17 protein-coding genes, 4 tRNA genes and 1 pseudogene are annotated in these 20,908 nt (G+C 52.0%); 14 read left to right on the forward strand and 8 right to left on the reverse strand.

The window, feature by feature from the left end; genetic code table 11:
* Positions 1-23: 23 nt before the first annotated feature.
* The 12 genes from rffC to FEK46_RS13460 all read left to right on the forward strand — a co-directional run bounded on the left by rffC (position 24) and on the right by FEK46_RS13460 (position 9,750).
* Positions 24-698: a dTDP-4-amino-4,6-dideoxy-D-galactose acyltransferase gene (gene rffC / locus FEK46_RS13405; RefSeq protein WP_131162284.1), complete on the forward strand. Its 675-nt coding sequence runs from the start codon at positions 24-26 to the stop codon at positions 696-698.
* Between the two features lie 4 nt (positions 699-702).
* On the forward strand, positions 703-1,833 hold the full coding sequence (gene rffA / locus FEK46_RS13410; protein WP_130209398.1) for a dTDP-4-amino-4,6-dideoxygalactose transaminase: 1,131 nt from the start codon (positions 703-705) through the stop codon (positions 1,831-1,833).
* Position 1,834: 1 nt separating this feature from the next.
* Entirely contained in the window at positions 1,835-3,085 is a 1,251-nt protein-coding gene (gene wzxE, locus FEK46_RS13415) for a lipid III flippase WzxE (RefSeq protein WP_130261200.1), read from the forward strand.
* Positions 3,082-4,161, forward strand: coding sequence for a TDP-N-acetylfucosamine:lipid II N-acetylfucosaminyltransferase (rffT, locus tag FEK46_RS13420; RefSeq protein ID WP_135559150.1), 1,080 nt, complete (start codon positions 3,082-3,084; stop codon positions 4,159-4,161). Before wzxE ends, rffT begins: the two co-directional genes overlap by 4 nt.
* Complete coding sequence (wzyE, locus tag FEK46_RS13425; RefSeq protein WP_135559149.1) at positions 4,158-5,510, forward strand: ECA oligosaccharide polymerase; 1,353 nt, start codon at positions 4,158-4,160, stop codon at positions 5,508-5,510. The genes rffT and wzyE overlap by 4 nt, the downstream gene beginning before the upstream one ends.
* 2 nt (positions 5,511-5,512) lie before the next feature.
* A complete protein-coding gene (wecG, locus tag FEK46_RS13430; protein WP_135559148.1) occupies positions 5,513-6,253 on the forward strand; it encodes a lipopolysaccharide N-acetylmannosaminouronosyltransferase in 741 nt (246 codons plus the stop codon).
* 190 nt (positions 6,254-6,443) lie between these two features.
* Positions 6,444-7,829 (forward strand): amino acid permease, encoded by a 1,386-nt coding sequence (locus tag FEK46_RS13435; RefSeq protein WP_130209408.1) that lies wholly within the window; start codon positions 6,444-6,446, stop codon positions 7,827-7,829.
* A 102-nt stretch (positions 7,830-7,931) separates the two neighbouring features.
* Positions 7,932-8,008 (forward strand) — tRNA-Arg (locus FEK46_RS13440).
* Positions 8,009-8,066: 58 nt separating this feature from the next.
* Positions 8,067-8,142: transfer RNA gene (locus FEK46_RS13445), tRNA-His, on the forward strand.
* A gap of 20 nt (positions 8,143-8,162) precedes the next feature.
* Positions 8,163-8,249 (forward strand) — tRNA-Leu (locus FEK46_RS13450).
* A gap of 42 nt (positions 8,250-8,291) precedes the next feature.
* Positions 8,292-8,368: transfer RNA gene (locus tag FEK46_RS13455), tRNA-Pro, on the forward strand.
* A gap of 146 nt (positions 8,369-8,514) precedes the next feature.
* Positions 8,515-9,750, forward strand: a complete 1,236-nt coding sequence (locus FEK46_RS13460; protein WP_135559147.1) for an anaerobic sulfatase maturase — start codon at positions 8,515-8,517, stop codon at positions 9,748-9,750.
* 167 nt (positions 9,751-9,917) lie between these two features.
* Here FEK46_RS13460 and aslA read toward each other — a convergent pair whose 3' ends face one another.
* The 6 genes from aslA to hemC all read right to left on the reverse strand — a co-directional run bounded on the left by aslA (position 9,918) and on the right by hemC (position 16,957).
* Positions 9,918-11,573 (reverse strand): arylsulfatase AslA, encoded by a 1,656-nt coding sequence (gene aslA / locus FEK46_RS13465; protein WP_135559146.1) that lies wholly within the window; start codon positions 11,571-11,573, stop codon positions 9,918-9,920.
* A 633-nt stretch (positions 11,574-12,206) separates the two neighbouring features.
* Positions 12,207-12,797, reverse strand: a complete 591-nt coding sequence (locus tag FEK46_RS13470; RefSeq protein WP_135559145.1) for a hypothetical protein — start codon at positions 12,795-12,797, stop codon at positions 12,207-12,209.
* A gap of 49 nt (positions 12,798-12,846) precedes the next feature.
* Positions 12,847-14,043: a protoheme IX biogenesis protein HemY gene (gene hemY, locus FEK46_RS13475; protein WP_135490594.1), complete on the reverse strand. Its 1,197-nt coding sequence runs from the start codon at positions 14,041-14,043 to the stop codon at positions 12,847-12,849.
* A 2-nt stretch (positions 14,044-14,045) separates the two neighbouring features.
* Positions 14,046-15,257: a uroporphyrinogen-III C-methyltransferase gene (gene hemX, locus FEK46_RS13480; RefSeq protein ID WP_135559144.1), complete on the reverse strand. Its 1,212-nt coding sequence runs from the start codon at positions 15,255-15,257 to the stop codon at positions 14,046-14,048.
* Between the two features lie 21 nt (positions 15,258-15,278).
* Positions 15,279-16,019 (reverse strand): uroporphyrinogen-III synthase, encoded by a 741-nt coding sequence (gene hemD, locus FEK46_RS13485; protein WP_130261206.1) that lies wholly within the window; start codon positions 16,017-16,019, stop codon positions 15,279-15,281.
* Positions 16,016-16,957: a hydroxymethylbilane synthase gene (hemC, locus tag FEK46_RS13490; RefSeq protein ID WP_130209422.1), complete on the reverse strand. Its 942-nt coding sequence runs from the start codon at positions 16,955-16,957 to the stop codon at positions 16,016-16,018. Before hemC ends, hemD begins: the two co-directional genes overlap by 4 nt.
* 373 nt (positions 16,958-17,330) lie before the next feature.
* Between hemC and cyaA the strand changes: the two genes are divergently transcribed.
* On the forward strand, positions 17,331-19,877 hold the full coding sequence (gene cyaA / locus FEK46_RS13495; protein WP_131162276.1) for a class I adenylate cyclase: 2,547 nt from the start codon (positions 17,331-17,333) through the stop codon (positions 19,875-19,877).
* A gap of 39 nt (positions 19,878-19,916) precedes the next feature.
* On the opposite strand, the gene cyaY is transcribed toward cyaA, so the two are convergent.
* Positions 19,917-20,237 (reverse strand): iron donor protein CyaY, encoded by a 321-nt coding sequence (cyaY, locus tag FEK46_RS13500; RefSeq protein WP_000999936.1) that lies wholly within the window; start codon positions 20,235-20,237, stop codon positions 19,917-19,919.
* A 125-nt stretch (positions 20,238-20,362) separates the two neighbouring features.
* Positions 20,363-20,542: pseudogene (locus FEK46_RS23400) on the reverse strand (DKNYY family protein); the annotation flags it as partial.
* A 158-nt stretch (positions 20,543-20,700) separates the two neighbouring features.
* Between FEK46_RS23400 and FEK46_RS13505 the strand changes: the two are divergent.
* A complete protein-coding gene (locus FEK46_RS13505; RefSeq protein ID WP_021581201.1) occupies positions 20,701-20,904 on the forward strand; it encodes a lipoprotein in 204 nt (67 codons plus the stop codon).
* Positions 20,905-20,908 lie beyond the last annotated feature (4 nt).

A 20,908-nucleotide genomic window follows, 5' to 3' on the forward strand; every position in this document is an offset into this window, starting at 1 on the left:
GACTGTGTTGAGGGAGATAGAGAATGCCCGTCCGTGCCAGTATTGAACCACTAACCTGGGAAAACGCCTTTTTTGGCGTTAACAGCGCCATCGTGCGCATTAGTCCTGACGCACCGCTCCTGACGCCAGGCGTTTTGGCGCCGTGGTCACGAGTACAGGCCAAAATTGCCGCATCCAATACCGAAGAACTAGATGTCCTGCAACAGCTGGGATTCTCGCTGGTCGAAGGAGAAGTGGATTTTGCGCTCCCCGTGATCAACGTCAGTGAAAGCCGTGCGGAAGTGGCTCAAGAAGCAGATATTCCAGTACTACGCCAGTTAGCCCGCGAAGCATTCGCCCAAAGCCGTTTTCGTATGCCGTGGTATGCACCCGATGCCAGTGGTCGCTTTTACGCGCAGTGGATTGAAAATGCCGTGCGCGGCACCTTTGATCATCAATGCCTGGTTTTACGCGCGGCGTCCGGAGAGATTCGCGGCTATGTTTCTCTACGAGAGTTGAATGCCACTGACGCGCGCATTGGTTTACTGGCAGGACGCGGCGCAGGTGCTGAACTGATGCAAACGGCGCTAAACTGGGCGTATGCTCGCGGTAAAACAACATTGCGGGTGGCGACCCAGATGGGCAACACCGCCGCGCTTAAACGATACATACAAAGTGGTGCGAATGTAGAAAGCACCGCGTACTGGTTATACAGGTGATCACATGATTCCATTTAACGCACCGCCGGTGGTGGGCACCGAACTCGACTATATGCAGTCGGCAATGGGTAGCGGAAAACTGTGCGGCGATGGCGGTTTTACCCGTCGCTGCCAGCAGTGGCTGGAGCAACGTTTTGGCAGCGCCAAAGTACTGCTGACGCCATCCTGCACCGCTTCTCTGGAGATGGCGGCGCTGCTGCTGGATATCCAACCGGGCGATGAAGTGATCATGCCGAGCTACACCTTTGTCTCCACCGCCAACGCCTTTGTGCTGCGTGGAGCAAAAATCGTTTTTGTCGATGTTCGCCCGGACACTATGAATATCGACGAAACGCTGATTGAAGCGGCGATCACCGACAAAACGCGCGTTATCGTGCCGGTGCATTACGCGGGCGTGGCCTGCGAAATGGACACCATTATGGCGTTGGCGAAAAAGCATAATCTGTTTGTGGTGGAAGATGCCGCTCAGGGCGTGATGTCCACTTACAAAGGGCGAGCGCTGGGAACCATTGGCCATATTGGCTGCTTTAGCTTCCATGAAACCAAAAACTACACGGCGGGCGGTGAAGGCGGGGCGACGCTAATTAATGATAAAGCGTTGATTGAACGTGCCGAGATCATCCGTGAAAAAGGGACTAACCGCAGCCAGTTCTTCCGTGGTCAGGTCGATAAATATACCTGGCGCGATATTGGCTCCAGCTATTTGATGTCCGATCTGCAAGCTGCGTACCTTTGGGCGCAACTGGAAGCCGCTGAACGTATCAACCAGCAACGTCTGGCGTTGTGGCAAAATTACTACGATGCGTTAGCACCTCTGGCGAAAGCCGGGCGTATCGAACTGCCGTCGATTCCGGATGACTGCGTGCAGAACGCGCATATGTTCTACATCAAGCTGCGGGATATTGATGACCGGAGCGCGTTGATTAGCTTCCTGAAGGAAGCGGAAATCATGGCGGTGTTCCATTACATTCCGCTGCACGGTTGCCCTGCGGGTGAACGCTTTGGTGAGTTTCACGGTGAAGATCGCTACACCACCAAAGAGAGCGAGCGCCTGCTGCGCCTGCCGTTGTTCTACAACTTGTCGCCCGTCAATCAGCGCACGGTGATTGCGACCTTGTTGAACTACTTCTCCTGATATGTCGCTGGCAAAAGCATCCTTGTGGACGGCGGCCAGTACGCTGGTCAAGATTGGCGCTGGGTTACTGGTTGGTAAATTATTGGCGGTGTCATTTGGTCCGGCAGGACTAGGGTTGGCGGCAAATTTCCGCCAGTTGATAACCGTGCTCGGTGTGCTTGCCGGGGCGGGCATCTTTAATGGCGTAACCAAATACGTTGCCCAGTACCACGATAATCCGCAGCAGCTGCGCCGTGTGGTCGGCACTTCATCTGCGATGGTGCTTGGCTTCTCCACGCTGATGGCGCTGGTCTTTGTGCTGGCGGCTGCGCCAATCAGCCAGGGATTGTTTGGTAATACCGACTATCAGGGGCTGGTGCGTTTAGTGGCGCTGGTGCAAATGGGGATCGCCTGGGGCAACCTGTTGCTGGCGCTAATGAAAGGCTTTCGCGATGCCGCGGGTAATGCGTTATCGCTGATTGTCGGCAGCCTGATTGGCGTTATTGCTTATTATGTCAGTTACCGTTTTGGCGGTTATGAAGGCGCGTTGCTTGGTCTGGCGCTGATTCCCGCGCTGGTGGTAATGCCTGCCGCCGTCATGTTAATTAAGCGTGGCGCTATCCCGTTAAGCTATCTAAAACCCAGCTGGGATAACGGTCTGGCAGGGCAGTTGAGCAAATTTACCCTTATGGCGTTGATTACGTCGGTAACCTTGCCCGTTGCGTACATCATGATGCGTAAACTGCTGGCGGCGCAGTATAGCTGGGATGAAGTGGGGATCTGGCAAGGGGTGAGCAGTATTTCCGACGCCTACCTGCAATTTATTACCGCATCGTTCAGTGTATATTTACTGCCCACGTTGTCGCGGCTAACGGAAAAACGCGATATCACTCGGGAAGTGGTGAAGTCGCTGAAATTTGTTTTACCGGCCGTGGCGGCAGCGAGTTTCACCGTCTGGCTACTGCGTGATTTTGCCATCTGGCTACTGTTGTCGAATAAATTTACCGCCATGCGGGATCTCTTTGCCTGGCAGTTGGTCGGCGATGTGTTGAAAGTGGGCGCTTATGTCTTTGGTTATTTAGTGATCGCCAAAGCGTCGCTGCGTTTTTATATTCTGGCGGAAGTCAGCCAGTTCACTTTATTGATGGTATTTGCCCACTGGTTGATCCCCGTGCATGGCGCCCTGGGCGCGGCGCAGGCCTACATGGCAACCTATATCGTCTATTTCTCTCTTTGTTGTGGCGTGTTTTTACTCTGGCGTAGGCGGGCATGACTGTACTGATTCACGTACTGGGATCGGATATCCCTCACCATAACCAAACCGTTCTGCGGTTTTTCAATGACGCGCTGGCCGCGACGAGCGAGCACGCGCGCGAGTTTATGGTTGCTGGCAAGGACGACGGCTTAAGTGATAGTTGTCCGGCGCTTTCTGTGCAATTTTTCCCTGGGAAAAAATCACTGGCAGAAGCCGTTATCGCTAAAGCGAAAGCTAACCGCCAGCAACGGTTTTTCTTCCACGGCCAGTTCAATCCCAAGCTGTGGCTGGCGCTGCTTAGTGGCGGAATCAAGCCCAGCCAGTTTTACTGGCATATCTGGGGGGCAGATCTCTATGAAGTTTCCAGTGGATTGAAATATAAACTCTTTTATCCTCTGCGCCGACTGGCACAAAAGCGAGTGGGCTGTGTGTTTGCCACTCGGGGAGACTTGAGCTTTTTTGCCAAAACGCATCCAAAGGTGCGGGGCGAACTGATTTACTTCCCAACCCGGATGGACCCTTCTCTCAATACAATGGCGAACGATCGGCAACGTGAAGGGAAAATGACCATTTTGGTAGGGAACTCCGGCGATCGCAGCAATGAGCATATCGCCGCCTTGCGCGCTGTTTATCAGCAGTTTGGCGATACGGTAAAAGTCGTGGTGCCGATGGGATATCCACCTAATAACGAAGCGTATATCGACGAAGTTCGTCAGGCGGGGCTCGAGTTATTCAGCGAAGAAAATCTGCAAGTTCTGAGCGAAAAACTGGAATTTGACGCCTATCTGGCGCTACTTCGCCAGTGCGATCTCGGCTACTTTATTTTTGCCCGCCAGCAGGGCATTGGTACGCTGTGCTTACTGATTCAGGCGGGCATTCCTTGTGTGCTTAACCGGGAAAATCCGTTCTGGCAGGATATGACAGAACAGCATTTGCCGGTGCTGTTTACCACTGACGATCTCAACGAAGATATTGTGCATGAAGCGCAGCGCCAGCTGGCGTCGGTGGATAAAAACACCATTGCCTTCTTTAGCCCGAACTATCTGCAAGGCTGGCAGCGGGCGTTGGCTATTGCCTCCGGGGAGGTCGCATGAGCCTGCTGCAATTCAGCGGCCTGTTTGTTGTCTGGCTGCTCTGCACGCTGTTTATCGCCACGCTGACATGGTTTGAGTTTCGCCGCGTGCGCTTTAACTTCAATGTCTTCTTTTCATTGCTGTTTTTGCTGACCTTTTTCTTCGGCTTCCCGCTGACCAGCTTGTTGGTGTTTCGCTTTGATGTTGCCGTGGTGCCACCAGAGATCTTGTTGCAGGCGTTACTTTCTGCGGGGGGATTTTACGCAGTTTACTACGTCACTTACAAAACACGTTTACGCAAACGCGTTGCCGATGCACCGCGCCGTCCAGTCTTTACCATGAACCGCGTGGAAACCAATCTCACGTGGGTGATTCTGATGGGTATCGCGCTGGTGAGCGTTGGCATCTTTTTCATGCATAACGGTTTTTTGCTGTTCCGGCTTAACTCTTACAGCCAGATCTTCTCCAGCGAAGTCTCTGGCGTGGCGTTAAAGCGTTTCTTTTACTTTTTCATCCCGGCAATGTTAGTGGTCTACTTTCTGCGCCAGGACAGTAAAGCATGGTTGTTTTTCCTCGTCAGCACGGTTGCCTTCGGTTTGCTGACTTACATGATTGTCGGCGGCACTCGCGCCAATATCATCATCGCGTTCGCTATCTTCCTGTTTATCGGCATTATTCGCGGCTGGATTTCACTGTGGATGCTGGCGGCTGCGGGCGTGCTGGGGATTGTCGGTATGTTCTGGCTGGCGCTAAAACGCTACGGAATGAACGTGAGCGGCGATGAGGCGTTCTATACGTTTCTCTATCTCACCCGCGATACCTTCTCGCCGTGGGAGAATCTGGCGCTGCTGTTGCAGAACTACGACAACATCGACTTCCAGGGCCTGGCTCCAATTGTCCGCGATTTCTATGTCTTTATCCCTTCCTGGCTGTGGCCGGGGCGTCCGAGTATGGTGCTGAACTCCGCCAACTACTTTACCTGGGAAGTGCTGAATAACCACTCCGGGCTGGCGATCTCGCCTACGCTTATAGGCTCACTGGTTGTTATGGGCGGCGCGTTGTTCATCCCGCTCGGGGCGATTGTGGTTGGTCTGATCATCAAGTGGTTCGACTGGTTGTATGAGCTGGGCAACCGCGAAACTAATCGCTATAAGGCTGCGATTCTCCACAGTTTCTGCTTCGGGGCGATCTTCAATATGATCGTGCTGGCGCGCGAAGGGTTGGATTCGTTTGTCTCGCGTGTCGTCTTTTTTATCGTGGTCTTCGGCGCAAGCCTGATGATTGCAAAACTGCTGTACTGGCTTTTTGATAACGCCGGACTCGTTCATAAACGAATAAAATCATCGCTCCGGACGCAGGTTGAAGGATAACAATGAATAACACCACCACGGCACCGACCTATACGCTGCGTGGCTTACAGTTGATCGGTTGGCGTGATATGCAGCATGCCCTCGATTATCTGTTCGCTGATGGGCAGCTTAAGCAGGGAACGCTGGTTGCCATTAATGCCGAAAAAATGCTGACCATTGAAGATAACGTCGAGGTCAGGGAGTTAATTAACGCTGCCGAATTTAAATATGCCGATGGCATTAGCGTTGTGCGGTCGGTGCGTAAAAAGTACCCGCAGGCACAGGTTTCCCGCGTTGCCGGTGCCGATCTCTGGGAAGAAGTAATGGCGCGCGCAGGCAAGGAAGGGACGCCGGTATTTCTTGTGGGCGGTAAACCTGATGTGCTGGCGCAGACCGAAGCTAAACTGCGCGACCAGTGGAATGTGAATATCGTTGGCAGCCAGGATGGTTATTTTATACCCGAGCAGCGTCAGGCGCTGTTTGAGCGTATTCACGCCAGTGGTGCGCAAATTGTCACTGTCGCAATGGGGTCACCAAAGCAGGAGATCTTCATGCGCGATTGCCGCCTGGTGCACCCTAATGCGCTGTATATGGGCGTTGGTGGAACGTACGATGTCTTTACCGGTCACGTAAAACGCGCGCCGAAAATCTGGCAAAAACTGGGACTGGAGTGGCTTTATAGACTGCTTTCGCAGCCGAGTCGCATTAAGCGCCAGCTTCGTTTGCTGCGTTATTTACGCTGGCATTACACCGGCGATCTCTGATTTTCCTCTCTCTGTAAAGCGACGGAGTGGTCACTTCGTCGCCTGCCTGTCTTTTTATTACACAAAGCATTCAAATTTTTAATGCTTTATTTGCCATTTCTCCTGAATTACGAAAACATTCGCAACACTCGATGTACCCATAACGATAACCGGTAACACCGGAAAGCATGCAAACACAACACGAGGATTTATGGCAGATAACAAACCAGAGCTACAGCGTGGGCTGGAAGCTCGACATATCGAACTCATCGCCCTGGGGGGCACCATTGGCGTTGGTCTGTTTATGGGGGCCGCTAGCACCCTGAAATGGGCCGGGCCATCCGTATTGTTGGCCTATATCATCGCCGGGCTGTTCGTCTTTTTCATCATGCGTTCAATGGGCGAAATGTTGTTCCTCGAGCCGGTGACCGGTTCATTCGCTGTCTATGCGCATCGTTATATGAGCCCGTTCTTTGGCTATCTCACCGCCTGGTCTTACTGGTTTATGTGGATGGCGGTGGGGATCTCGGAAATTACCGCCATCGGTGTTTATGTCCAGTTCTGGTTCCCGGAGATGGCGCAGTGGATACCTGCATTGATCGCGGTGGCGCTGGTGGCACTGGCGAATCTGGCAGCGGTGCGGTTGTACGGTGAAATCGAGTTCTGGTTCGCGATGATCAAAGTCACCACGATTATCGTGATGATTGTCATTGGCCTGGGCGTGATTTTCTTTGGCTTTGGCAATGGCGGGCAGTCGATTGGTTTTAGCAATCTCACAGAGCATGGCGGTTTTTTTGCGGGTGGCTGGAAAGGGTTCCTGACCGCGCTGTGTATTGTGGTAGCGTCCTACCAGGGCGTGGAGCTGATTGGCATTACTGCCGGTGAAGCGAAGAATCCGCAGGTGACGCTGCGCAGTGCCGTAGGCAAGGTGTTGTGGCGAATCCTGATTTTCTACGTAGGCGCGATTTTCGTTATCGTCACCATCTTCCCATGGAATGAAATAGGCAGCAACGGCAGCCCGTTTGTACTGACTTTCGCCAAAATCGGCATTACCGCAGCGGCGGGCATTATCAACTTTGTGGTGCTGACGGCTGCGCTCTCTGGCTGTAACAGCGGCATGTACAGTTGCGGACGTATGCTCTACGCGCTGGCGAAAAACCGTCAGTTACCGGCGGCGATGGCGAAAGTTTCCCGTCACGGTGTGCCGGTTGCAGGAGTGGCGGTATCCATTGTCATCCTGCTAATTGGCTCATGCCTGAACTACATCATCCCTAACCCACAGCGCGTGTTTGTCTACGTTTACAGTGCCAGCGTGCTTCCGGGCATGGTGCCGTGGTTTGTGATTTTGATAAGCCAGCTGCGTTTTCGTCGTGCACACAAAGCGGCGATTGCCAGCCATCCGTTCCGCTCAATCCTGTTCCCGTGGGCCAACTACGTAACAATGGCATTCCTGATTTGCGTTTTGATCGGTATGTACTTTAATGAAGATACCCGTATGTCGCTGTTTGTCGGCATCATCTTCATGCTGGCGGTGACGGCGATTTATAAAGTTTTTGGCCTTAATCGCCACGGTAAAGCGCATAAACTGGAGAAATAAGCAGCAAAGCGCACAAACCGTAACCAAACGCGCATTTTATTTAAAAAGGGACTAGACAGAGGGGTGGGAAGTCCGTATTATCCACCCCCGCAACGGCGCTAAGCGCCCGTAGCTCAGCTGGATAGAGCGCTGCCCTCCGGAGGCAGAGGTCTCAGGTTCGAATCCTGTCGGGCGCGCCATTTAGTCCCGGCGCTTGAGCTGCGGTGGTAGTAATACCGCGTAACAAGATTTGTAGTGGTGGCTATAGCTCAGTTGGTAGAGCCCTGGATTGTGATTCCAGTTGTCGTGGGTTCGAATCCCATTAGCCACCCCATTATTAGAAGTTGTGACAATGCGAAGGTGGCGGAATTGGTAGACGCGCTAGCTTCAGGTGTTAGTGTTCTTACGGACGTGGGGGTTCAAGTCCCCCCCCTCGCACCACGACTTTAAAGAATTGAACTAAAAATTCAAAAAGCAGTATTTCGGCGAGTAGCGCAGCTTGGTAGCGCAACTGGTTTGGGACCAGTGGGTCGGAGGTTCGAATCCTCTCTCGCCGACCAATTTTGAACCCCGCTTCGGCGGGGTTTTTTGTTTTCTGTGCATTTCATCACTCTCCCTTCGCAATAAACGCCCGTAGTAACTCATTGCCACACGGTATGATTTCGCCCTTAACATATTGAAGGATGACTTCAGGCAAGGAGCGACCATGCTGCAACAGGTTCCAACGCGTGCGTTTCACGTGATGGCGAAACCGAGCGGTTCCGATTGTAATCTGAACTGTGACTACTGTTTTTATCTCGAAAAACAATCCCTTTACCGTGAAAAGCCAGTCACGCATATGGACGAAGACACGCTGGAAGCGTATGTCCGTCACTATATCGCCGCCAGCGAACCACAAAACGAAGTCGCTTTTACCTGGCAGGGCGGTGAGCCAACGCTGATGGGGCTGGAGTTTTACCGCCGTGCCGTAAAGTTACAGGCGAAATACGGTACTGGCAGGAAGGTAAGTAACAGCTTCCAGACTAACGGTGTGCTGCTCGATGACGAATGGTGTGCATTTCTGGCAGAAAATCATTTTCTTATTGGGTTATCTCTGGATGGTCCGGCTGAGATCCACAATCAATATCGCGTGACCAAAGGTGGCAGACCAACGCATAAGCTGGTGATGCGTGCCCTGATGCTGCTGCAAAAGCATCATGTCGACTATAACGTGCTGGTCTGCGTCAACCGCACCAGCGCGCAGCAACCGTTGCAGGTTTATGATTTTTTGTGCGATGCGGGAGTCGAATTCATCCAGTTTATTCCGGTGGTCGAGCGCCTGGCTGATGAAACAGCTGCCCGCGATGGACTGAAACTACATGCGCCCGGCGATATTCAGGGCGACCTGACGGAATGGTCGGTGCGCCCCGATGAATTTGGTGAGTTTCTGGTGGCGATATTCGACCACTGGATCAAACGCGACGTCGGCAAGATTTTCGTGATGAATATCGAATGGGCGTTTGCCAATTTTGTTGGTGCGCCTGGTGCGGTTTGCCATCATCAGCCAACCTGTGGGCGCTCGATGATTGTTGAGCACAACGGCGACGTTTACGCCTGCGATCACTATGTTTATCTGCAATATCGACGGGGGAATATGCTTCAGCAGACCATCGCAGAAATGGTAGATTCTCCGCAGCAGCAGACTTTTGGTGAAGATAAATTTAAGCAGTTACCGGCGCAGTGTCGCAGTTGTAACGTGTTAAAAGCGTGCTGGGGAGGCTGCCCGAAACACCGCTTTATGCTCGATGCCAGCGGCAAGCCAGGGCTGAATTATTTGTGTGCCGGGTATCAGCGTTATTTCCGCCATCTACCGCCGTATCTTAAAGCAATGGCTGATTTGTTGGCGCACGGTCGCCCGGCCAGCGACATTATGCAGGCGCATTTGATGGTGGTGAATAAGTAAAAAAGCGGCCATTTTGTGGCCGCCTGCGGTTGATTGCCGGATGCGGCGTAAACGCCTTATCCGGCCTACATGATCGTGCAAATTCAATAAATTGCAGTGTTCTGTAGGCTGGATAAGATGCGTCAACATCGCATCCGGCAAAGGCAGATCACTGCGATAGCGCCGGATTAGTCAGATTTAATCTGCGCGCGTGGAGGATATTTCTTCAGGAGCTCCATATACGCGTGCATTTCGGTTTGCAGTGGTACTCCCATCGGGATATGGCGCACGCCGATAGAATCGCTTTCCTGTGGATCGGTGTAGAGGTTAAACACCGACGATCCGGCTGTTTGCATTACCGTGCCGGTGAACCCACCCTGATACCCGCTCTGGGTATAAGCGTAAGGCTGCTGAATCAGGACGTGATACTTGAACTCATCCATACGCACAGCAGAGAGTTTGCCGTTGAGGAAGTAGTGCTCGGCCTTACGGTTAGACTGGCCGTTTGTTCCCAGGAAGAAAGATGTCTGGTCTACACCATCGATAAAGGTGGTTTTCGGCACTAAATTCGCAACTTTCGCCCCAGGATGCCCCGCCAGATCCAGTGCTGTTGGGAAGAGATCTGCCAGATCAACAATACCGTCAGATTTACGCGGTTGGATCATGCCTTTCCAGTACACGAAAGTCGGAACGCGAACGCCGCCTTCCCAGGTAGATCCTTTCGCTCCACGGAACGGTGTGCGACCGTGCGGAGGCACTTCGGCTTCTGGACCGTTATCGGAGGTGAAGACAATAAGCGTGTTATCCAGCTGACCGTTTTTCTCCAGCGTTTTGTAGAGATTAGCGAACACATCGTTCATCTCTACCATGCAGTCACCATACGAGGTTCGTGCCGGAGAGCTACCCGCATATTTGGCGTTCGGGTAGTTATCGAAGTGGCAGCCGCGAGTGCCATAATAGAGGAAGAAAGGTTTATCACTCTTCGCCATCTTGTCGAGGAACTTAACGCCATATTCCATCCAGCGTTGATCCAGGTCTTCCATATATTTCGGCGTAATGTCAGCAATGGCCTCCTGTTCGCCGCCGCGTACAGCATGAACATCATCTTTGCTAAATGGTAATTGCTTGATGTATTCAGAACGGTCCGGACTCAGGGCGACTTCCGGGTTGACGTGAACATCGCGCCATTCGGTATACATATCGGACACGGAGTTGAAGCCACGGAAATCATCAAAGCCGACGTTCTGCGGCTGCGACTCTTTGTTTTCCCCCATATGCCATTTCCCGATAGCCTGGGTGACGTAACCTTGGTCGTGCAGCAATTGCGGCAGGGTGGTTAACCCTTGCAGACCGCCCGGTTGCCCGTACATCGGCGGCATCAGAATGCCGTGGTGGATGGAGTATTGTCCGGTGAGAATGGTGGCGCGGGTAGGGGAAGAACTTGGTTGAGAATATGCAGAGGTTAAAATCAATCCCTTGCTGGCAACGGCGTCAATATCTGGCGTTGGGTTACCTACCGCCACGCCACCGCCATTAAAGCCGACATCCATCCAGCCCACGTCATCCAGTAAGAAAACAACCACGTTCGGTTTCTTACCGGTCTTTTTCTCTAATTCCGCCAGCTTCTGCTGGGTTTCTTTATCCTGTGCCGGATGCTGCATCACAGGCATCATATTATCGGCAATGGTGGTCGCCGGTTTAACCAGGTACTGGTTAGGGTGATCATACCCGGCATAACCTTCGCGCGCGGTAGCGGTTGACGGGGTATCTGCAGCACTGGCCAGCAAAGGAATAGCGGCGGCGATTGCGATCACCAGTAGTTTGGGTGAAAACGAAATTTCCATGCAAAATGCTCCGGTTTCATGTCATTAAATGGATGACGTAATTAAGCATTGATAATTGAGATCCCTCTCCCTGATAAAATGGGTATATAAATAATTATGATGAAAATATATTATTTATTTGCCATGAGAATGAATCGAAAGATCAGGAGAGCGTTTTCAATCCTACCCCTGGTGCGGGGGATATGTAAGGCAGGTTTATTGTATAGTGTTGATTATTGATGCTGTTTTTGATTAGGAGTGTAATTAATATATATATTGGTTATTGAATATTTTTAACAATTCACAGTATTTATAATTAAAGAGAGTAAGGTGCTGGATAATATTTGCTCAGGTAATTATTGCGAATGAAAGAAACCTGGATTGCAGAATTTTCTCATAACAAGTATTAAAGGATGTTATTTCCCGGGCCTGTATGGCATAATAATTGGGTAGATGCTCATTCCATCTCTTATGTTCGCCTTAGTGCCTCATAAACTTAGGAATGACGCAGAGCCGTTTACGGTGCTTATCGTCCACTGACAGATGTCGCTTATGCCTCATCAGACACCATGGACACAACGTTGAGTGAAGCACCCACTTGTTGTCATACAGACCTGTTTTAACGCCTGCTCCGTAATAAGAGCAGGCGTTTTTTTATGGCTGAATAAACAACAGGCTACGTCGCTCTTGCGTCATTGGTTGTGCATTTAGCACCCTTACAAGAGAGCCTACCGTGACGATGGGAAGAAACTGATTATTCTCTATTCCGGTTAAATCGCGTCCGCAGCGAGCGGCGATATCTTCGACCAGCTCTTCTAACTCAACGGCATCGTTTACCAAATCCAGATCTTCGTCCAGTTTATCGTCGGCTTTAAGTGGCAGTGGGTAGCCGATATAGCCGTTTTCTTGCAAGGTATTCCACACAGCCCGAATGATCCATGTATCTACGGTACGAGGATTAAACTGGCGTGCAAACTGACAAATGGAAAGCCCCTGACGTTTATCGGCCATGATTCGGCGTTTCTCGAGGAGCTTGATTTTATCCTGCTTCGCGGCGGCTATCAGAGACACAATAAAAAGTGATAACCAGAAGATGAAGGTGTTGCCCGTACGCACGAAGGAAATAGTCAGCCAGCCTACGCCAGCCAGAGCAGCACATATCAAAAAGCAGAGTAACAACCTTACCTGAACAGGATTCCTTTCAAGCGATGGCAAGCGGAAAAGGTAGCGGGAAGGCATGCGCATTTTTGACATCCTTGTAAAAAAATATCGCCTCTGAACGAGGCGATATAAATTACTGCGGCGGGTTGTTCTGCAACGTCAACATCAAACCGTCGCGGCGCATCGATGCGGCTTCTTCCGGTTTGTGCAGTCTGTCCAGCGCGTCGGCAAGCCATGCGTAATCGTAGGCGTCCGGGCGTTGTTTCAGTGCCGCGCGGAAGGCGAGCGATGCTTCCTGCCATTCACCGTGTTTCATCAGCGACTGACCCAGCGTGCTCCACAACAGCGGGCGATCGCCGACGTTTTTGATTTGCTGGCGTAGCACTTTTTCAAGCTGTTCCGGATTGTTGGTTTTCAGTCGTGGGATCGGCAGCAGTAGGCGATCATCATACTGGCGTTTCAGGCCGTCGATGATAATTTGCTGGGCAGTATCATGATCGTCACATTCAATAAGATGTTCCGCCATTGCCACCTGCAAAGCCACCTGATGACGCGTTTTCCGGCTTTGGTTTTTCCACCAGTTACGTAAACCTTCGCTGCCGTCATCGGCCCGTGCCTGATTCATCAGACCAATCCATGCCTGTTGTTCCAGTATTGCGCGATGTTCTTCATCACCAACGTGGGCTTTCGCCATTGACGGGATTATGTCCAGCAGTGAACTCCACGCGCCGGTACGGATATACGCTTGTTCTGCCAGACGCAGCACTTCCGGATGGCGTGGTGTGACTTCGAGTAACTTATCCACGCCGTGGCGTGCCGCATGATTTTCATTACGCGCCAGTTGCAGGCGAACGCGGGCGATTTCCACCGGAATAGTGTCGTTGCCCGCAAGTTCCGCTGCGCGTTCCAGATGCTGATTGGCGCGCGCTTCATCCCCGCGTTGTTGTGCGGCTTCGGCAGCCAGTAGGTAGTTCACCACCGGCTGTTCAGCGTGATCGGCATTTTTTGACATCAGCTTTTCAACTTGCTGATAATCGCCTTCCGCTAGTTTTAGCAGCGCTTGTTCAGTCTGCTTACGTGCGCGGCGACGCTTACGTCCGACAAACCAACCCCGGGTGTGCGCGCCGGTGCGGAAGATCCGCCGCAGTAGCCACTCAATGGCAAACAGCACGACCATCGCCAGAATCAAAATGATCGCCAGGCCAGTCACGCTGGTTTCGATATTGTAGTTGTCGGTCTGGATCAGTACGTAACCCTGATGACCGGCAATCATCGGGCCGACCACGATCCCCGCAATCAGCAACACAAAGAGCAATAACACTTTTAGCATGGTTATTCTCCTTGCGGCGCGGCTGCCGGGGCATCAGCTTGCGGTGCAGGTGCAGGTGCAGGTGCAGGTGCAGGTGCAGGTGCAGGTTTAGCTTCCGTTGCCCCTGCTGCCGGTTGTGCCAGCAGGTTACGCACGCGAGTCTGCATCAGTTTTTCCAGCATCGCCTGGCTTTGCAGTGTTTCCGGGAGATCCATCGAGATATTTTGCTGGCTTAACTGGTCCACCTCGTCGAGAAACGCTTTGGTGGTGGCATCTTCAGTATCGTAATAAGCACGAACCCAGGTGGAGACGTTCTCCAGCGCCTGGCGGTACGTCTCTTCCTGATGACGCGGCACTGCTTGTGCGGCGACCAGCAGACGGGAACGAATATTTTCGCGCAGATAGATATCCTGATTCGGCGCTAACAGCGGTACGGCAGTATCATCACGACGGCGAATCGTAATGAAGTTGTCCATAAAACTCTGCCAGCTTTTTTGCAGATTGACGCGCCATTCGCTGATGGAGCTGGAAAGCTCTTCACCATCGGAATCCATTGGCGAACCGTCGCTATCATTGTCGGCCAGACGCAGGTTATCCACTTGATTAGAGAGCTGATTCAACTTGAGGATAATACCGTCATAATCCACCTGTGATACCGCAGAAAGGCTGGCGATATCATCGGTAATTGCCCGACGAACAGCAATAAGGCTGGGGTCATTCATATCTGCCAGGCTGGCATCAGCGCTTTTCAGTAACGCTGCTGCGGTGGTGACGTCCTGATCGCTCCAGAGTTTACGTCCGGCAAGTTTTACCAGAAAGTCCGCCTGTGCCAGAAGCCAGGTTTTGGCATCGCTACCAGAGATGGTAGCGACCTTTTGTTGGACTTCATCCAGCTGTTTTGCCAGCGTTTCTTGCTGTCGATTCGCCTGCTCTAACTGTACAGCCTGTTGCTTAATAATGCCTTCCAGCTCCGCTTTTTGGCTTTCCTGGGCTTTTTGCAGTGCCGTGAGTTGGCTCGCCAGGGCATCGCTGGTGGCAGTCTGACTGACGGCCTGTTGTTTACCCCAGCCATACAAACCGACGCCTGCTGCCAGAGCAATGGCGATAGCCACCGCACTGAGAATCAGAGCGGTACTATTCTTACTCTTCTTTTCTGCAACGACAGGTTGTGGCGTGGTGTCCACGGCCTCCCTGGTATCTTCAACCACGGCGGAGGTTTTTTCTTGTTCCGTCATTATGGCTTCCTGTTATGAGAGTTATTGTAATGCCCGTAAAAGCGCATCGTTGTCAGCGTTATCGGCGACCTTAATGTCATTCCAGCCCAGTTCCCGGGCGAGTTTCGCCAAACGCTCACTGACGACCAAAAGCCGACAGCGTAGTAACCAGTGCTCACGATACCATTGTGGGATCAATGACCAGAGTTGATGCAACATTTCACCGCTGGTAACAACGACGGTCGTCACCTCGCGGGATTGCCAACGCATCGCCTCTTCTGCACCGTCATAATGAATAGCGCACCGTTGATAACATTCACAAAAAGTGACTTCAGCACCGCGTGCCGTCAGAGTTTCTCCAATCAGCTCACGACCGCCGTTGCCACGTAATATCAGCGCACGTTTGCCCGCAATACTTTGTAATTCCGGTAATTGTAGCAAGACTTCACTGATTTCCCGATCCTGCGGATAACGAACCTGGTGCCCGCTCACGGTATGCAGCGCCAGCGCAGTGGTGCGGCCGATGGCGAAATAACCAGCAAGTAATGGCCATTTAAGAGCTTGCTGATGCAGTTGTGATTGGGCAAAAGCAACGGCGTGTTGCGAAAGGGCAAACAATAGATCGCCTTTACCAAGTGCTGATAGCTGGTCGGCAAGTTGTGGTAATTGCCGACCCGGGGAAAACTCTATCAGCGGAAAATGCCAGGCCACCTGCCCCAGTGTGCGCAGACGGCTCACTAACTCTTCTCCAGCTGGAGATGGGCGGGTGACCAGGATACTCATGCTGGCGCGTCTCCGTTGTAGACTTCAGCGAGAATCTCCCGTGCGCCGTTATTCAGTAGCTCTTCCGCCAGTGAAATCCCCATTTGCTCGGCATCCTGCGGCGCACCGCGGCGTTCACCACGAATAATCTGCGAACCGTCCGGCGCACCGACCAGCGCACGCAACCAGATTTTGCCGTCAACAAGTTCGGCATAGCTGCCAATCGGCACCTGACAACCCCCTTCCAGACGGGTATTCATCGCACGTTCAGCGGTGACGCGTAGCGCGGTTTCATGGTGATTAAGCGCGGCAAGAAGCTCGCGGGTACGCGTATCATCAAGGCGGCATTCAATACCTACGGCACCTTGTCCGACTGCCGGAAGAGAAATTTCTGGGGGCAGTGCAGCGCGAATGCGGGACTCCAGCCCTAAACGTTTTAATCCAGCCACGGCAAGAATAATGGCATCGTATTCGCCGTTATCCAGCTTGCTAAGGCGTGTTCCAACGTTCCCACGCAGAGAGCGGATAATCAGGTCCGGGCGGCGTTCCGCCAGTTGGCACTGGCGACGTAAGCTGGAAGTCCCGACGATACTGCCAGCCGGTAACGCATCCAGATTGTCATAATTATTGGACACAAAGGCATCACGCGGATCCTCGCGTTCGCAAATGGTGACCAGCCCCAGACCTTGCGGGAATTCAACCGGCACATCTTTCATCGAATGTACGGCGATATCGGCGCGGTTTTCCAGAAGCGCGACTTCCAGCTCTTTAACAAATAAGCCTTTTCCGCCTACTTTCGCCAGCGGCGTATCAAGAATTACATCGCCGCGCGTCACCATCGGTACTAGTTCAACGACTAATCCCGGATGGCTCGCCATCAACTTGTCTTTGACATAGTGTGCCTGCCAGAGTGCAAGTGGGCTTTGGCGTGTGGCAATTCTTAAAACATTGTCTAACATGCTTGTTACCGTCATTATCATCCGTGGTCCATCCTAACATCCTTGCTGGAGCGATGTCAGTGTTGTGGTGAAACGTTGACGTTAATGCAAAACGTAAATTGAATCCTGACAGGCGCTTCAAGCCGTCGTAATAAGGAATTTACAGAGAATAAACGGTGCTACACTTGTATGTAGCGCATCTTTCTTTACGGTCAATCAGCAAGGTGTTAAATTGATCACGTTTTAGACCATTTTTTCGTCGTGAAACTAAAAAAACCAGGCGCGGAAAGTGGTAACAGTTACCTTTGACATACGAAATATCCCGAATGCCGCGTGTTTCCGTTGATGTTGCCGGAATCACAGACATGACGGGTAGCAAATCAGGCGATACGTCTTGTACCTCTATATTGAGACTCTGAAACAGAGACTGGATGCCATAAATCAATTGCGCGTGGATCGCGCGCTTGCTGCCATGGGGCCTGCATTCCAACAGGTTTACAGTCTGCTGCCGACATTGTTGCACTATCACCATCCGCTAATGCCGGGTTACCTTGATGGTAACGTTCCCAAAGGCATTTGCCTTTACACGCCTGATGAAACCCAACGCCACTACCTGAACGAACTTGAACTGTATCGTGGAATGTCAGTACAGGACCCGCCGAAAGGCGAGCTTCCGATTACTGGTGTATACACCATGGGCAGTACTTCGTCGGTAGGGCAAAGTTGTTCCTCTGACCTGGATATCTGGGTCTGTCATCAATCCTGGCTCGATAGCGAAGAGCGCCAGTTACTACAACGTAAATGTAGCCTGCTGGAAAGCTGGGCCGCCTCGCTCGGGGTGGAAGTTAGCTTCTTCCTGATTGATGAAAACCGTTTCCGTCACAACGAGAGTGGCAGTCTGGGGGGCGAAGATTGCGGCTCCACCCAGCATATACTGCTTCTTGATGAATTTTACCGTACCGCCGTGCGTCTCGCCGGTAAGCGTATTCTGTGGAATATGGTGCCTTGCGACGAAGAAGAGCATTACGATGACTACGTGATGACGCTTTACGCGCAGGGCGTGCTGACGCCAAATGAATGGCTGGATCTCGGCGGCTTAAGCTCGCTTTCCGCTGAAGAGTACTTTGGTGCCAGCCTTTGGCAACTCTACAAAAGTATCGATTCCCCGTACAAAGCGGTGCTGAAGACACTGCTGCTGGAAGCCTATTCCTGGGAATATCCGAATCCACGCCTGCTGGCGAAAGATATCAAACAGCGTTTGCACGACGGCGAGATTGTGTCGTTTGGCCTCGATCCGTACTGCATGATGCTGGAGCGTGTTACTGAATACCTGACGGCGATTGAAGATTTCACCCGTCTGGATTTAGTACGCCGCTGCTTCTATTTAAAAGTGTGCGAAAAACTCAGCCGTGAACGCGCCTGCGTAGGCTGGCGTCGTGAAGTGTTAAGCCAGTTGGTGAAAGAGTGGGAATGGGACGATGCTCGTCTGGCAATGCTCGATAACCGTGCTAACTGGAAGATAGATCAGGTGCGTGAGGCGCACAACGAGCTGCTCGACGCAATGATGCAGAGCTACCGTAATCTGATCCGCTTTGCGCGCCGCAATAACCTTAGCGTCTCCGCCAGCCCGCAGGATATCGGCGTGCTGACGCGTAAACTGTACGCCGCGTTTGAAGCATTACCGGGTAAAGTGACGCTGGTAAACCCGCAGATTTCACCTGATCTCTCGGAACCGAATCTGACCTTTATTTATGTACCGCCGGGCCGTGCTAACCGTTCAGGTTGGTATCTGTATAACCGTGCGCCAAATATTGAGTCGATCATCAGCCATCAGCCGCTGGAATATAACCGTTACCTGAATAAGCTAGTGGCCTGGGCGTGGTTTAACGGCCTGTTGACTTCACGTACACGCTTGTACATTAAGGGCAATGGCATTGTTGATCTGCCGAAGTTGCAAGAGATGGTGGCCGATGTGTCGCACCACTTCCCATTGCGTCTGCCCGCACCGACGCCAAAAGCGCTCTACAGTCCATGTGAGATTCGCCATCTGGCAATAATTGTTAATCTGGAATATGACCCGACGACGGCATTCCGTAACCAGGTAGTACATTTCGATTTTCGTAAGCTGGATGTTTTCAGCTTTGGTGAAGAGCAAAAATGCCTGGTGGGTAGTGTTGACTTGCTGTACCGCAACTCGTGGAACGAAGTGCGTACGCTGCACTTCAACGGTGAGCAGTCGATGATTGAAGCCCTGAAAACCATTCTCGGCAAAATGCATCAGGACGCCGCACCGCCCGATAGCGTGGAAGTCTTCTGCTACAGCCAGCATCTGCGCGGTTTAATTCGCACCCGCGTGCAGCAACTGGTTTCTGAGTGTATTGAACTGCGTCTTTCCAGCACCCGCCAGGAAACTGGGCGCTTCAAGGCACTGCGTGTTTCTGGTCAAACCTGGGGTTTGTTCTTCGAACGCCTGAATGTATCGGTACAGAAACTGGAGAACGCCATCGAGTTTTATGGCGCTATTTCGCATAACAAACTGCACGGCCTGTCAGTGCAGGTTGAAACCAATCACGTCAAATTACCGGCGGTGGTGGACGGCTTTGCCAGCGAAGGGATCATCCAGTTCTTCTTCGAAGAAACGCAAGACGAGAATGGCTTTAATATCTACATTCTCGACGAAAGCAACCGAGTTGAGGTGTATCACCACTGCGAAGGTAGCAAAGAGGAGCTGGTGCGTGACGTCAGCCGCTTCTACTCGTCATCGCACGACCGTTTTACCTACGGCTCTAGCTTCATTAACTTCAATCTGCCGCAGTTCTATCAGATTGTGAAGGTCGATGGTCGCGAACAGGTGATTCCGTTCCGCACAAAATCTATTGGCAACATGCCACCTGCCAATCAGGACAACGATACGCCGCTGTTACAGCAGTATTTTTCGTGATGAGCGAGCCGGAAAGCGAGGCTTATCCGGCATGCAATTTTAGCGGAAACTGACTGTTTCACCCGCCTGCTGCGTTGCCGCCTGTTCCAGCAAATCCCAGAAGGTTTCACCGCTACGGTCGCAAATCCACTCGTCGCCTTTCAGATCAAAATGGTAGCCGCCCTGTTTGGTTGCCAGCCATACCTGGTGCAGCGGTTCCTGGCGGTTGATAATGATTTTGCTGCCGTTCTCAAAGGTAATGGTCAGCACGCCACCGTTGATTTCGCAGTCGATATCGCTGTCGCCATCCCAGTCGTCCAGGTGCTCTTCAATGGTTAGCCACAGTTGGTCAGCCAGGCGATGAAATTCACTGTCGTTCATTGTTGTATCCTGTTTTTAAGTGATGGCGGCAGTATAGCGGCATGGGGTCAGGGCTTCAAAGGTTGCACCTCTGCTGCTGCGTTCCGGCATGATTCATCCGTCACCGGAATAATAATGTCTCTGTATAGCGAAAGATTTGTCTCTTCATTAGGGCGCAGGTACACCACGCCTTTCCCTGTTTCTGGTAAACATTATGATCAGGTTCACCGAGCGAGCATCCCTACGCTGACGGAACTAAAAAAAGACAACAAACAAACCACATTGCGATAGTGCATAAAGCCATCCTGGCGCGAGGTGCCGATCACGAAACTACCAGCAAAACATAAATCCCCACGTGTAAGCGTTATACTCGCAGCAAATCCTCACTTTTCAGACTTCATAAAGAGTCGCTAAATGCTTGCTTTTACGCCTTCTCCTGCGATGATAGAAAGCAGAAAGCGATGAACTTTACAGGCAATCCATAATGAAAAACGTGTTTAAGGCACTCACTGTATTACTTACTCTCTTCAGCCTGACGGGCTGCGGTCTGAAAGGTCCGCTCTATTTCCCGCCTGCAGATAAAAACGCACCGCCGCCGACCAAACCGGTAGAGACACAAACGCAATCCACGTTGCCGGATAAAAACGACCGCGCCACAGGCGATGGCCCATCCCAGGTGAATTACTAAAAGT

Source organism: Escherichia sp. E4736 (genome assembly GCF_005781225.1).
In the GTDB taxonomy this organism is placed as follows: Bacteria; Pseudomonadota; Gammaproteobacteria; order Enterobacterales; family Enterobacteriaceae; genus Escherichia.